This is a genomic window from Streptodolium elevatio (assembly GCF_040649515.1).
GTDB lineage: Bacteria > Actinomycetota > Actinomycetes > Streptomycetales > Streptomycetaceae > Yinghuangia > Yinghuangia elevatio.
The window spans coordinates 1-13,507 of record NZ_JBEZFP010000063.1; the positions used below are offsets into that span (position 1 = coordinate 1).

10 protein-coding genes are annotated in these 13,507 nt (G+C 71.6%); 4 read left to right on the forward strand and 6 right to left on the reverse strand.

Features of this window, described 5'->3' with window-relative positions:
- Window positions 1-194 precede the first annotated feature (194 nt).
- From AB0C36_RS23210 to AB0C36_RS23220, 3 genes are read right to left on the reverse strand one after another with little or no spacing between them, the layout of a single operon-like run.
- Window positions 195-668 (reverse strand): type II toxin-antitoxin system RatA family toxin, encoded by a 474-nt coding sequence (locus tag AB0C36_RS23210; RefSeq protein WP_358356897.1) that lies wholly within the window; start codon window positions 666-668, stop codon window positions 195-197.
- Window positions 669-705: 37 nt separating this feature from the next.
- On the reverse strand, window positions 706-1,812 hold the full coding sequence (locus tag AB0C36_RS23215) for an SDR family oxidoreductase (RefSeq protein ID WP_358356899.1): 1,107 nt from the start codon (window positions 1,810-1,812) through the stop codon (window positions 706-708).
- Window positions 1,809-3,068, reverse strand: coding sequence for an aspartate aminotransferase family protein (locus AB0C36_RS23220; protein WP_358356901.1), 1,260 nt, complete (start codon window positions 3,066-3,068; stop codon window positions 1,809-1,811). The genes AB0C36_RS23215 and AB0C36_RS23220 overlap by 4 nt, the downstream gene beginning before the upstream one ends.
- A 173-nt stretch (window positions 3,069-3,241) precedes the next feature.
- On the opposite strand from AB0C36_RS23220, the gene AB0C36_RS23225 reads away from it, so the two are divergent.
- On the forward strand, window positions 3,242-4,111 hold the full coding sequence (locus tag AB0C36_RS23225; protein WP_358356902.1) for an enoyl-CoA hydratase-related protein: 870 nt from the start codon (window positions 3,242-3,244) through the stop codon (window positions 4,109-4,111).
- Between the two features lie 40 nt (window positions 4,112-4,151).
- On the forward strand, window positions 4,152-4,619 hold the full coding sequence (locus tag AB0C36_RS23230) for an SRPBCC family protein (protein WP_358356970.1): 468 nt from the start codon (window positions 4,152-4,154) through the stop codon (window positions 4,617-4,619).
- A 26-nt stretch (window positions 4,620-4,645) separates the two neighbouring features.
- Here AB0C36_RS23230 and AB0C36_RS23235 read toward each other — a convergent pair whose 3' ends face one another.
- Together AB0C36_RS23235 and AB0C36_RS23240 are read right to left on the reverse strand one after the other, a co-directional pair.
- A complete protein-coding gene (locus tag AB0C36_RS23235; protein WP_358356904.1) occupies window positions 4,646-7,528 on the reverse strand; it encodes an ATP-binding protein in 2,883 nt (960 codons plus the stop codon).
- A 54-nt stretch (window positions 7,529-7,582) separates the two neighbouring features.
- The gene (locus tag AB0C36_RS23240) at window positions 7,583-8,437 is read right to left on the reverse strand and encodes an AfsR/SARP family transcriptional regulator (protein ID WP_358356906.1); all 855 of its coding nucleotides are present in this window, start codon (window positions 8,435-8,437) and stop codon (window positions 7,583-7,585) included.
- A gap of 398 nt (window positions 8,438-8,835) precedes the next feature.
- Here AB0C36_RS23240 and AB0C36_RS23245 point away from each other — a divergent pair, with 398 nt between their 5' ends.
- The gene (locus AB0C36_RS23245; protein ID WP_358356907.1) at window positions 8,836-9,804 is read left to right on the forward strand and encodes an SCO6745 family protein; all 969 of its coding nucleotides are present in this window, start codon (window positions 8,836-8,838) and stop codon (window positions 9,802-9,804) included.
- A 102-nt stretch (window positions 9,805-9,906) separates the two neighbouring features.
- Here AB0C36_RS23245 and AB0C36_RS23250 read toward each other — a convergent pair whose 3' ends face one another.
- On the reverse strand, window positions 9,907-11,700 hold the full coding sequence (locus tag AB0C36_RS23250) for an AMP-dependent synthetase/ligase (protein WP_358356909.1): 1,794 nt from the start codon (window positions 11,698-11,700) through the stop codon (window positions 9,907-9,909).
- A gap of 320 nt (window positions 11,701-12,020) precedes the next feature.
- Between AB0C36_RS23250 and AB0C36_RS23255 the strand changes: the two genes are divergently transcribed.
- On the forward strand, window positions 12,021-13,448 hold the full coding sequence (locus tag AB0C36_RS23255; RefSeq protein ID WP_494410257.1) for an NsdA family TPR-like regulatory protein: 1,428 nt from the start codon (window positions 12,021-12,023) through the stop codon (window positions 13,446-13,448).
- Window positions 13,449-13,507: the final 59 nt, after the last annotated feature.

Here is a 13,507-nt window from a genome sequence, read left to right on the forward strand (position 1 = left end):
TCTCCCCCCCCCCCCGCTCTCCCGTTCGGCCGCGGGGGGGGGGGGGGGAGGGCACACCGGCCCTCCCGGCCCCCGACCCCTTCGTCGTGTCACGCGCCGTGTCACGCGCCGTGTCACGCGCCGTGTCACGTGCCCGTGCGGAAACCGCCCGGGCCCGAGGTTCCGGGGCGGGCGGTTCGCGGGGCGTGTGCGGTTCAGCCGGTGATCGGGGCCGCTTCTATCTCGCGGATTTCCGTCGAGGTCCCGAAGAGGCCGCGGAGAATGTCGCTGATGCTGTCCCGCAGCGCCGCGCAGGCAACGGGGTCGACCAGCGACGCCAGCGACGCGATGCCGAGATCGAAGCGGCTGGAAAAGGTGACCAGAGCACCGCCGGGAGCCGGCTCCACGGTCCATGTGCCGATGAACTTGGCGAAATCACCTTTCGTCTGCGTGAACTCCAGGCGGCGGGCGGCGGGGTCGACTTCGTCGCGTTCCGTCCACTCCAGGATGCCGCGGCGGAAGTTGACCGCCCACGTGGACTCCATGTCGCCTTCCGCGCGGTGGAAGATCTGCACGCTCCGCACGTTCTCCGTCAGCCTCGGATACTGCTCGAAATCGGCGACCAAGGCGAAGGCCGCATCCGGGTCCTGCCCGGGCAGCCGGGCATCCAGTACAACCGAGCATTCCATCGGTGATTCCCTTTCCGGAGTCTTGGTGGGGACGGACTCATTCGTCCCACGAGAACGCCGGCTTGGCCCGGCTCGGCGCGTTCATGTCCTGGATCAGCCGCCGCACCGAGATGCGCCAGGCCTCTTCGAAATCGTCCGCGTCGAGCGGTACGTCGCCGCCCAGCAGCGCGCCGAGAGAGCTGGGGAGCTTCTCCGGGATCACGACACAGCTGCACACCGCCAGCAGGCCGTCGAGCTTGCTGAGGTCCTCCGGGCTCAGCACGTCGGCGAATGCCGGACGTACCAAGCGCTCGACCATCTCCGGGTCGACGACCCTGGTCGCGGGCACGTCGATCCCGGCCTCCCGGCCGATCTCCGCCACCAGCCCGACGAAGCGGTCCATGGACAAGGCGTGTTCGCCCGCGCTGAGCCAGAACTCGCCCTCGCGGTAGCCCGCGTCGAGCACGCTCTTCACGCCGAGGGCGACATAGTCGCACGGCACGACGTCCACGCAGTCGCCGTCGGCGGCCGGAATGAACGGGATGGTCCCCTTGAGCGTGGCCTCCGCGAGGCTGTGCACGCCCTGCGCCTCGCGGATCTCGCCGGACTTGGAGTCGCCGATGACCACGGAGGGGCGCACGATCACCACGTCGAGCCCGCTCGACCGCACGATGTTCTCGCCGATGTACTTGGAGTCGACGTACTCGTCCGGACGTGCCGAGGACTTGGCCGCCGCGACCCCGCCCAGCGTTCCGCCCGCGTCCACGTGCCGGATCACGAAGGCGGTGCTGACGTGCACGAGCAGGGCGTCGGCGTCCGCGGTGAACTCGACCACGCGGCCGAGCCCCTCGATGTTGACGCGGTCCACTTCGGCCTGGTCGGCGGTGAAGTTGACGATGGCGGCGGAGTGCACCACCACGTCGATCTCCGCACAAAGGCGGCGGTACGCGGCCGCGTCGAGGCCGAGCCGCGGCCTGGTCAGGTCGACCTGCACGACGCGCCCCGAACCGGCCGGGAGGCGGCGGTGCACCGCGGACACCACGTCGTAGCCGTCGAGGGCCTGGAGGATCGCGGTGCCGACCACGCCGCTCGCGCCGGTCAGCAGGATCGTCTTGCCGGCCACCGCGCTCTCTCCCCCGCCCGCCGGCGAGCTGCGCACGGTCACGCGCGCGCTCCCTCGGGACGCGGGAAGCGGCGTGCGCACGCGACGCACGCGGCCTCGACGGCGGCCTCCAACTGCTTCTCGTCCTCCTCCGTCAGCACCGCGGGCGGCGTGAAGCGGATGACGGGCAGGGCGTTCATGGAGTGGTTGGCGATCACGCCGTTGTCCATCAGGTCCATCAGGAACTCGGCGGCCAGGTGGCCGTCGACGAACTCGACGCCGATGAGCACGCCGCGGCCGCGGACTTCGGCGACCAGGTGCGGGATGTGCGTGTCGGTGAGCCGGCGCAACGTGGCCACCAGGCGCTCGCCCAGCAGGCGTGCCCGGTCGACGAGCCCTTCGGCCTCGATGGTCTCCACCGTCGCGCGGACCGCCGCCATCGCCACCGGCGCGGCCGAGTACGTCGACGTGTGCAGGTACGGGTCGGCGTCGAACGGCGCGAAGTACTCGCGCGACACCAGGGTCGCGGCGACCGGCACCATGCCCCCGCTGAGGCACTTCCCGACCAGCACGGCGTCCGGCACCACGCCCTCCAGGTCGGCCCCCCACCAGGCGCCGAGCCGGCCGAGCCCGGTCATGACCTCGTCCAGGACGAGCATCGCCCCGCGCTGCCGGCAGACCTCCTCGACGGCCTTGAGGTAGCCCTCCGGCGGCACCAGTACGCCGCCTTCGCTCTGCACCGGCTCCACGATCACGCACGCGTCGGAGGCGTCGTCGCCGAGCGAGTCGGCGAGCGCCCCCACGTCCGCGAAGGGCACGTGCGCGACGTTGGGCAGCAGCGGCCGGAACGGGTCCTGGTACACCGAGCGGGCGGTCACGGTCAGCGCGCCCATGGTCTTGCCGTGGTAACCGCCGGTCATCGAGATCAGCCGCCCCCGGCCGTTGACCCGGGCGATCTTGATCGCGGTCTCCACCGCCTCGGCCCCCGAGCAGGAGAAGTGCACCTTGTCGAGCCCGGGCGGCGCGACGCGGGTCAGCGCCTGGGCGGCGCGGGCGGCGGCCTCGTTGATGAGCACGCGTGTGGAGAGCGCCTGGCGCTCCAGTTGCTCGCGTACGGCCGCCAGCACCGCGGGATGGCCGGCGCCCACGAAGAACGCGCCGTAGCCGCCGCAGTTCAGCATCTCGCGGCCGTCGATGCAGCGGACGCGCGCACCGCTCGCGGATTCCTCGACCGGCAGGTCGAGAAGGGTCGCGACGCGGCCTTGGCCCTCGCCGAGATGCTTGCGGTACAGGTCGATGATGTCGGAGCGATCCATCATGTTTGGCCCGTCGCTTCGCCCGAATCGGTTGTCAGCAGACACGTCGGTCAAGCTACCGACCGCAAGGCCGCAGTCGTCCATTCCGTGGTAACCGCCCGGTTTCGCACCGGCCGCGAGCGCGCGGTTAACGGACGGTGGGCCAAATGGCCCGGTGCGCGGCTAACTTGGCGGCCATGGCCAGTGACGAACCCAGGGATACCGCGGCTTACCAGCAGATCACGTATTCGGTGGCCGACCGGATCGCGACGATTTCGCTGAACCGCCCGGAAGCCCGGAACGGCTACACGCTGCGCATGTCCGAAGAACTCGTCCGCGCCTTCGACCAGGCGGACGCCGACGAGGACGTGCGCGTGGTGGTGTTCACGGGCGCCGGCGACCACTTCTGCACGGGGCTCGACCTCGCTCCCGAGGAAATAGCGCTGATCGCCGAAAAGGTGCCGGACTCGTCCGCCGGGGAGACCTGGCAGGAACCGGCCGGGCATTGCACCATGCGCATTTTCGCCATGAACAAGCCGGTGATCGCGGCGATCCGCGGTGCCGCGGTCGGTGCCGGCGCGACGATCGTGCTGTCCGCGGACTACCGGCTGGTGGCCGCCGACGCGCGCTTCGGATTCGTCTTCAGCCGCCGCGGGATATTCGCCGAGGGCGCGTCCACGTGGTTCCTGCCGCGCCTGGTCGGAATGGGCTGCGCCCTGGACTGGCTGATCAGCGGGCGCGCGTTCGACGCCCAGGAGGCCGTCGCGTCGGGCCTCGCGCACAGCATCCACGAGTCGGAGCAACTCCTTCCCAAGGCCTACCAGTTGGCCAAGGCGATCGTGGACAAGACCGCGCCGGTGTCTGTCGCGGCGATCCGGCGGATGGTATATCGGACGGGGATGATGGCGTCCCCGGTGCCGACGCACGTGCTGGACTCCCGCCTCATGGCGGACAGTCTCGGCAGCCCGGACGCCGGCGAGGGTTTCGACGCGTTCCTGTCGCGCCGCGACCCGGTGTTCCCGGGCCAGGTCGGCAAGGACCTGCCCGACTACCTGCCGCCCATCTGACCTGGCGCGAAGGCGCGCCGCCCGTCTCTGGGGAGGGACCATCGCATCCGGAGCAGTCTCCGAGTCCGTGACCGTCGCCGTGTCGCCGGAGGAGGCGTACGCCGCGGTGAGCGACGTGCGCACGGTCGGTACGCGCAGCCCCGAGACGGTCGCGGTGACGCTCCGCGGCGCCTCGGTGCCGCTCGCCGTGGGCGCGCGGTTCAAGGGCCACAACCGCAACGGGCGCTTCCGCTGGTCGACGCTGTGCACGGTCACCGAGGCCGAGCCGGGCCGGGTGTTCGCGTACGACGTGAAGTCCGGCGGCCTGGCGATCTCCAACTGGCGCTACGAGTTCGCGCCGGCGCCGGACGGCTCCGCCACCCGGGTCACCGAGACGTGGACCGACCGGCGCAACCCGCTGATGTACGTGCTCAGCACGATCGTGACCGGTGTACGCGACCGTCCCGCGCACAACCGGCGCACGATGCGCACCACACTCGACCGGCTGAAGACCGCGTTGGAGGAGTGAGCCGGGCCCGCGGTCCCCGGCCCTGGTCAGACGGTCCCCCAGTCGCCGTGCCAGGTCGTTCCGGGCGCGCCGCCTGCCGGCCGGATCCGCAGGCGCTCGGTCAGTGCGGCCAGTCGCACCAGTTCCCGCGAGGCGGGCCCGGACGCGGTGAGCTTGCGCAGCGCGTCCGGATCCTCCTGGGATTCCAGCCACTGCGCGACCCGGGTCTGGGTGGCGATCCGGACCGCGCGCGGGACGCGCGTGTAGGCCACGTGCCGGACCGGGCCGTACCGGAAGACGTACTGCGCCTCGTCGCGTAGCTCGCCGGCCGTCACGCGGGTCAACAGGCCGTAGTGGGCCAGCATGTCGAGTGCCGCCTCGGTCTCGGCGGGATCGCGATCGGACGCCGCCGCCACCGCCCCCGGCCACACGGTGTCCCCGACGACGGCGGCGTCGCGCAGCACACTGCGCGCGTAGTCGGGCAGGTGGTCGAGGCGCGCCGCGACGACCCGGCGCACCGCGTTGGGCAGCAGGCGCGCCGCGAGGTCGTGCGGCTCACGGTCGACCGCACACGGCTCCCCCTCACGCACATGGCCCACGAACGCCTTCACGAACTCGTGTGCGAGCAAAGGATTCCCGGCGGCCAGGGAGACGAGCAGTACGCGGGCCTCGGCGGCCACCTCGTTGGAGTGCTCCGCGTCGCCCGCATATTCGGGCAGACCGTGCTCGTCCAGCAGCGTGCGGATCAGACGGTCGATGACGGCGTCCGGGAGACGGGACATCGACACCATGGTGACGTTGCGCTCGTCGGCCGTGTAGAGCGAGCGGCGTTCGGCGAGTTCGGGACGGGCCGTGGCCAGGACGAACAGTTCGCTCGCGGCCGACGGGGTGACGTGCCTTCCGACGAGTTCGAGGATCGTGTCGTCCGCAGTGTGCAGGTCGTCGATGAGGACGGCCACCGGTCTTTCCAGTGCGGTGTGTTCGAGCAGGCGCCACCATGCCGTGACGATCGTGTCGAGGTCTGTCGGGGCGCCGTGCTCGGGGACGCTGCCGAACGCCGCGTGCAGGCGGGCGAGCATCCACTCCGTGTCGCGCTCCGTGCGGACCGCGCGCCGGATCGCCTGCCGCAGGCGTTCCCTGGCCTCCTCCGGGGTGTGGTCCGGGGTGATGTCGCAGCAGTCGCACAGGCCGTCGGCGATCAGCGGCAGCAGGCTGGTGTCGACGAGGCGCGGCGGGAGGCGTACGACCAGCGGGCGCGGCTCGGTGCCGGCCGTCGAGCGCAGCACGTGCTCGAACTCGTCGATCATGCGGCTCTTGCCCATGCCGGCGTCGGCGACGACGAGGGCCGGGCTCGGCCGTTTGCCGGTTCGGAACAGGCCGACAATCGTATCCAGTTCGCGGGACCGCCCGAGCAGCGAGCCGGCGACCGGCGGTTCGCCGGGCAGCCGGATTCCGGTGGCCGCCCAGGCGTTCGACGCCGCGCCGGCGCGCCGGTACGCGATCGCGCGGGCGGTCTGGCGCCGGGTCTCGTCGCCGACCCACACCTCGTGGGCGCTGATCAGCGGCAGCACCGAGTGGCACATGTCGAGGATCGCGCCGGTGACCCGGGGCGCCGCTCCGGCCCCCGTACGGCCTCGGACCAGGGCGGGTCCGGTGGCGACCGCCGCGCGGACGACGGCACCGGGGACCATGCCGGACGACGCCTCCACGTGGTGCCGGACGGCCATCGCGGCGGACACCGCGCGGACCGGGTCGTCGTCACGGGTGCGGCGCGCACCGAACACCGCCACCCACAGGGAGCCCAGGCGGGTGGTGAGCACTCCCCCGAAGCGCGCGATCTCGAACCGGATTGCGCTGTCCACGCGTTCGGTGGCCGCCTCGACGTCCTCGGGGTCGGCGTATTCGGCACGGGGCGCAAAGGCCACGCGGACGAAGACCGCGGTGACCTCCTTGTGCTCGGTGACCGCGGCCTCCTCGCGGCGTTCGGGCACCGCCGGACGGGCCGCCGCGGGATTGCCCGGCGGACCGGTGGGCCTGGGGTCCTGCGCGGCGTCCGGCGGACCGGTCCGGCCCGCGGCCACGGGGGTGGCGCCGGGTGCGGCGGGCCGGGGCGGGGGCAGGGCGGTGATCCGGGTGCGCGGGGCGTACAGGAGGGCGGGGTCGTGGGTGAGGATGGACTGCCGTAAGTCGCGCAGTTCGTGGCCGGGTTCGAGGCCGAGCTCTTCGATGAGCGCGAGGCGGGCCCGGTCGAAGGTCTCCAGGGCCTCGGTGTGCCGGCCGCAGCGGTAGAGAGTGAGCATGAGCAGCCCGAGCAGGCGTTCGCGGCGCGGCTCGGCCCGTGCGGTGACCTGGAGTTCCGCGGCGATGGCCTCGTGCCTGCCGAGGGCGAGTTCGTTGTCGAAGTGGTCCTCCAGCAGGTCGAGGCGGGCGTTGGCGATGGCCTTGAGCTCGGGCCAGGTGATGCCGTCCTCCACGAGGTCGGCGAGCACGGGCCCGCGCCACAGGTGGAGGGCGTCGCGCCAGAGCTGCGAGGCGCTTTCCGGCGAGCCCGCGTCCAGTTCCTGGCGTCCCTCGGCGGCGAGGCCGCGGAAACGGTGCAGGTCGATCTGCTCGGGTGCGACGCGCAGCAGGTATCCCGGTGCGCGCGTGAGGAGTTCGACGCGCGTGCGGGACGTCCGGTCGCGGCGGTCGTCGGCGTCGAACAGCCGGCGCAGCCGCCAGACGGTGTTCTGCAGCACCTTCCGTGCCGACACCGGTGCGGACTCGCCCCACAGTGCGGTGATCAGGCGACTGGTGGCGACGACCTGGTTGGGATACAGGAGCAGGTAGCCGAGGGCGGCGCGCTGCCGGGCGCCGCCGAGCGGGAGATCGGTGCCGTGGCGCTCCGCCGCGAGCGGCCCCAGGAGCGTGAATCTCGTGCCGTGGTGCATCAGTGCCTCCAGGTTCCGGGCGGGACGGAGCGTGGCGGCGGCGCGTCGGGCCGGTCACGAAGTCGCGGGGTGACTCAGTCCGTTGATGACCGCGCGGCCGATCTCGTTCCCCCCGTCCGACGAACGGTGCGGCCAGTCCACGAACCTGAGCACCGCCTCGGTCGCGTGCAGGACCGGGTCGTGCAGCAGGATTTCGTTCTCCAGCCGGCTGAGCTCCGCACCGGGCGCCGGACCCGGGTCCGCCGCCGGCGCGCGGCACGTGCGCCGGTACGCGTCGAGCGCGTCGGTGTGCCGTCCGCTTCGGTACAGCGCGAGCATGAACTGCCCGCACATGCGCTCGCGCGCGGGGTCGGCGTCGAGCGCGACGGCCAGCTCGGCGACGACCTCGGTGTGCCGTCCCAGCATCAGGTCGGCCGTGACGCGGTCTTCGAAGGCGGCCACGCCGGCCTCGTTGAGTTCGGTCAACTCCGGCCAGCGCAAACCGACTTCGAGCAGGTCGGCGAGTGCCTCCCCGCGCCACAGGCCGAGCGCCCGGCGCAGTGTCGCGGCCGCCTGCCGCCACTGGCCGCGAACCAGTTCGCGCCGTCCGCGTTCGGCGAGGTCGCGGAAGCAGGACGCGTCGATGTGCTCCGGGGCCACGCGCAGCAGGTACCCGTCCCGGCAGGTGACGATGGAGCAGAGCAGGTCGTCGGAGCGGCGCAGGCTGGACACGGCGTTCTGGAGTATCTTGCGGGCGCTTTGCGGCTGCTCCTCGTGCCACAACGCGTCGACCAGACGGTCGACGGGGACGGTGCTGTTGGCGTGGAGCAGCAGGTAGGCAAGCGTTGCCCTGCGCCGCAGGCCCCCTAGCGGCACAGATGTGCTGTCTCGTACGACTTCCAAGGGGCCGAGCACGTTGAACGGCGTCACGTAGTCCCCTTCGGGTGCCCGTGGAGCGCACGGCATCCGCACTCCGTCCCCCGCGACGGATGCTAGCGATCCCGGGTAGACGATTCGTCGACACTCTGTAGACGCGCGGCGCACCAGGTCCGCGGTCCTCCATCTGCCGCCTCCAACTCTCTTGTGTCCGTCCCATACCCGTGCCGGCCGGTGCGGTCGCCCCGGTGGGGGAAGTGCCGTTCGCGCGCGGAAATCCTGTGGCGCGCCACTGTCCTGGCCCGTGCGAGGGCCGCGGGACCCCGGCCGAGCGGGCAGGTCGCAGCGGCCGGACGGCCGCGCGCCGCCTCCCCATCGAGCCACCAACTGCCGTTTCCAATAAGCCTGTCGGCCCTGTCAGGGGGTTCGGGCGACGGCCCATACTGGCGCCCATGACGACTACAGACGTGCCCGCACTTGCTCGCCGGCTGTGGCAGGCGATCGAGCCGATCCACGGCGTGGCCTACTACGCGCCCGAGCCGGCCGAGGCGTCCCGGTCACTCGGGCTGGTCGGATACTGGATGGGTTACTTCGTGGGCCGGTTGGCCCCGGTGGGCGCCCTGGACGCGCCCGCGGCCCAGGCGCTGAGCTTCTCCTTCGCGCCCCGCCGGGTGTCGCGCGCCCTGCCGGACGCCTGGGCGGTGACGACTCCCGAGAAGGCGGTGCGGGCCCGGCTGGACGCCGTGTCCGCGGCCCTGACCCGGGTGATGACGGAGGTGCCCGGGTCCTCGGGCCGCCCGCCCCTGGTGCTCGGGAGCGCCGCGGCGGCGGACGCCGCGACGGCCGCGACCCCCGGTACGGGTGCCGGCTCCCCGGCCGTGTCCCGCGCGGACCTCGCCCGCCTGGTCGAGTTGCTGGAGGCCGCCGTCGAGGGCTGCTCGTACGAGGGCCGCACGCTTGCCGCCGCGTGGTCCGGCGTACCGCGCCCGGACGACCTCGAAGGACGCCTGTGGCTCGCGACCGCGGTGTTGCGCGAGCACCGCGGCGACGGGCATGTCGTCTCCGTGGTGCACCACGGGCTTTCCGGACTCGAGGCCGGGGTGAGCCATGTCGCGACCGGTCAGGTGGCCCGGGAGATCATCCAGGGGACCCGGGGCTGGACCGACGAGGAGTGGCGCGGGGCGGAACAGCGGCTTTCGGAACGCGGGTTGCTCGACCGCGACGGGCTGATCACACCCGCCGGACTGGCATTGCGGGAGTCGGTGGAGGCCGCCACCGACCGACTGGCCACGGGACCGGTCGACCGGCTCGGCGCCGAGGGTGTCCGGGAGGCGGTCGGACTCGCGCTGCGGCTCGGGCGGCGCATCAGCGACGACGGCCTGTTCCCGGTGCCGAACCCCATCGGGGTCCCCAGGCCCTGAGCCGGTCCGCGACCGACCCACATGGGGTGCTTCTCAACCCTACGCGGCGGCGCGGGACGTGCCCCGCGCCGCCGCCGGCCCGCCGGCCCGCCGGCCCGCCGGTCAGGAAGCGTACAGGCCGTCGATCTCGGCCGCGAAGTCCGCCATCACCACGTGCCGCTTGAGTTTCAGCGAGGGGGTGAGGTGGCCGGACGCCACGGTGAACTGGATGTCCAGGACACGGAACTTGCGGACCGCCTCGCCGCGGGAGACCGCCGTGTTCCCGTCGTCGACAGCCTGCTGGATCTCGGCCAACAGGTCGGGGTCGGCGCGGAGTTCGGCCACGGAGATGTCCTCCGGCTTGCCGCTCTGCCGGGCCCAGCGCGGCAGGAACTCCTCGTCCAGGGTGACCAGCGCCGCCACGAACGGTTTCGCGTCACCGACCACCATGCACTCGGCGACGAGCGCGTGCGCCCGGATGCGGTCCTCGATGACCGCCGGGGCGACGTTCTTGCCGCCCGCGGTCACCAGAATCTCCTTCTTGCGCCCGGTGATGGTGAGGTAGCCCTCGTCGTCGAGTGCGCCGAGGTCCCCGGTGTGGAACCAGTCCCCTGTGAACACCGCCTCCGTGGCCTTCTCGTTGTTCCAGTACCCGGTGAAGATGTGGTCGCCGCTCAGCAGCACCTCGCCGTCGTCGGCGATGCGCACCCCGCTGCACGGCATGGGCAGGCCGACGGTGCCGATCTTCTGGCGGTCGTGCGGGTTGAAGGTGCTCGCCGCGCAGGACTCCGCGAGACCGTAGCCCTCCAGGACGGTGAAGCCGAGGCCGCGGTAGAAGTGGCCCAGGCGCGCCCCGAGCGGGGCGCCGCCGGAAATGGCGTGGGTGGCGCGACCACCCAGCACAGCGCGCAGCTTCGCGTACACGAGCCGGTCGAACACCTTGTGCCGCAGGCGCAGCGGCAGGCCCGGTCCGGACGGGGTCTCCAGTGCCTTGCTGTACGCGATGGCGGTCTCCACCGCCTGGTCGAAGATCTTGCCCTTGCCGCCCGCGCGTGCCTGCGACCGGGCCGAGTTGTAGACCTTCTCGAACACGCGCGGCACGGCGAGGAGGAACGTCGGCCTGAAATCGGCGAGTTCCTCGGTGACGTTCTTGACGTCACCGAGGTGGCCGAGTTTGACGGGTGCCATGATCGCGACGAGTGCCGCGACGCGGGCCATGACGTGTGCGAGCGGCAGGAAGAGCAGCACGGACGCGTCGTCGGAGAAGAGCGGCTTGTTGAGCGCGATCGTATTCCCGCACTCCGCAAGGAAGTTGCGGTGGGTGAGCTTGCAGCCCTTGGGGCGGCCGGTGGTGCCCGAGGTGTAGACGATGGTCGCCAGCGAGTCGGCGTCGGCCGAGGCGCTGCGCTCGTCGACCTCCGAGTCGGCCACGTCGCGGCCTGCCTCGGTCAGCTCCGCCACCGCACCCGCGTCGATCTGCCAGAGGTTCTTGAGCAGCGGCAGGCGATCGCGCACCTCCTCGACCACGGCCTGGTGCTCCGCGGACTCGACGATGCACGCCACCGCGCCCGAGTCACCGATGATCCACTCGATCTGCTCGGCCGAGGAGGTCTCGTAGATGGGCACCGAGACCGCGCCGGCGAACCACAGCGCGAAGTCCAGGAGCGTCCATTCGTAGCGGGTGCGCGACATGAGCGCGACCCGGTCGCCCGGCTGGACGCCGGACGCTATGACACCCTTGGCGGCAGCACGCACTTCGGCCAGGAACCCGGCCGCGGTGACGTCCTGCCAGCGTCCGGAGACCTTGCGGGCGAGCACCGCCCGGTCCGGGTACTCGGAGGCGTTGCGCAGGACCAGTTCTGTCAGATTTCCGTCTGGGGGAACGTCGTACAGGGATGGCACGCTGAACTCGCGCAAGTCTCTAACTCCTTGTCGGCGCCGACTGCAGCTGGTTGCGCTCCGTCAGGAACCCTTCCGGCCGGGCAGGCTGGCGGCCGGCAGGAGGGCGGGACATATGTCCAATCACCGTGATTGTCAATAGAGTTCGTTATACGGAGTTCACATTATCGTCATGTGAGGGGCCGACGGAACATGCCGGAGCCCGCTCCGCCCGGCGTGGCCCGCATCGGCCCGTGCATGGTGAACCCGCCCTTCCCCGCGGGCCGTACTGGTTTCGAGGCCGTAGAGCAAGGTGAAGGCCTCGTCACACACAAGAGGTTCCTCGACGGCCGACTTCAGTGAGGGGCACGAGGTTGAGCGACGTCACAGGTATTGCGTCCACTGCCCGGTACCGCCATCCCTTGGCGGCGTTACGGGCCAAAGCAGGCTACACACACGGCGAATACGCGCACTTGATCGCCAAGACACACGCCGAACTCGGTTTCGGCCAGATGGCCGCACGGCGGGAGAAGGTCTCCCGGTGGGAGGCCGGTCGTGCAGTGCCGGAACTCACCGCCCAACTGGCGATGGCACACATCCATGCGGTCCCCCAGGAAGAGGTGATGAGTCGCAAGTGGCCCGACTGGCTGCACCTGGCCATCGGGGACGCGCGTCAACTGGAACTGCCCTGGACCAGCGCGGCAGTCCCGGAAGCGATACTCGACGCGGTCGTGGGCCGGAAGCTCATCCAGCAGGAGTACCTCCTCGCGACCGGCAAGGCGGCCAGGTCTCTCGCGGAGGCCTGGACGGACGCCATGTCCGAGGCGCTGGGCAGATCTTCCGACGACGTCGCCCGGGACGGCTCGGGGCTGCTGCGCCGACCGGGCACGGACGGCGAGAGCGGGTCGGTCCTGGAGGCCTGCACCCGGCTGCGCGAGCTCCAGACGTTCACGAAGCGGTTCACCGCCGACTGGCTGGTGCACGCGAGCGAAATGGAACTGCGGACGCTGGCCAACCACTTCCTGGCCGCGCCCGAGGCCCTGCGGAGCGGCCCGGATCTGCTGATCATCGCGGCCGAGGGCCTGGCCGTGTGCGGGTTCATCGCCCGCCTCCAGGGCGAGCACATCAATTCGCAGCGGTACTACCTCGCCGCGCTGCGGTGCGCCACGGCCGCCGCGGACGCCGAGACGGCGGCGGCGATCGTCACGCTGCACGTGGGTCAGTACCTCGACCTGCAACTGCACGAGGAGGCCGCCGAACTCGTCATGGCGGTCGGCAAGTTGCTCAACGACCAGCAGATCAGCGTGAAGGACCCAGCGCTGGTCGCGCTCATGCACGCGCAGACCGCCCGCATCCACGCCATGCGCGGGGACGATCTGGGCCGCAGGAGGGCGCTGTCGTCGGGAAGGCAGGTCCTGGACACCGGAGTCGCCTCCGGCAGCCTTCCGATCCTGCCCATCCGCTGCCACGCCTGGCTCCGCCTGATGGACGGGGTCTCGCTGCTGGATCTGGGCCAACCGGACCGCGCGATCAAGCACTTCGCACCGGTCCTGTCCACGGCGGAGGCGACCCGCCTGCCGCTGCCGCCGGCCGCACGCGCCATGTACATGCTGCGTGCCGCCGAGACCCAGGTCGCCCTCGGGGACGGAGTGGCCGCCGCCGACACGGCGGCCAGAGCCGCGACCCTGCTGGGCGGCGTACGCGCGGCGGCAGCCGAGCGCGTGCGGTTCGCGCTGCATGCGTACACCCATCTGCCGTCGGTGAACAAATTCCTCGAATCCATCTAGGAAGGCCCTTGGGAGCTCCGGAAGTTCCCGCGGGACCCAGTGGAGGAACAGCGCGGCTC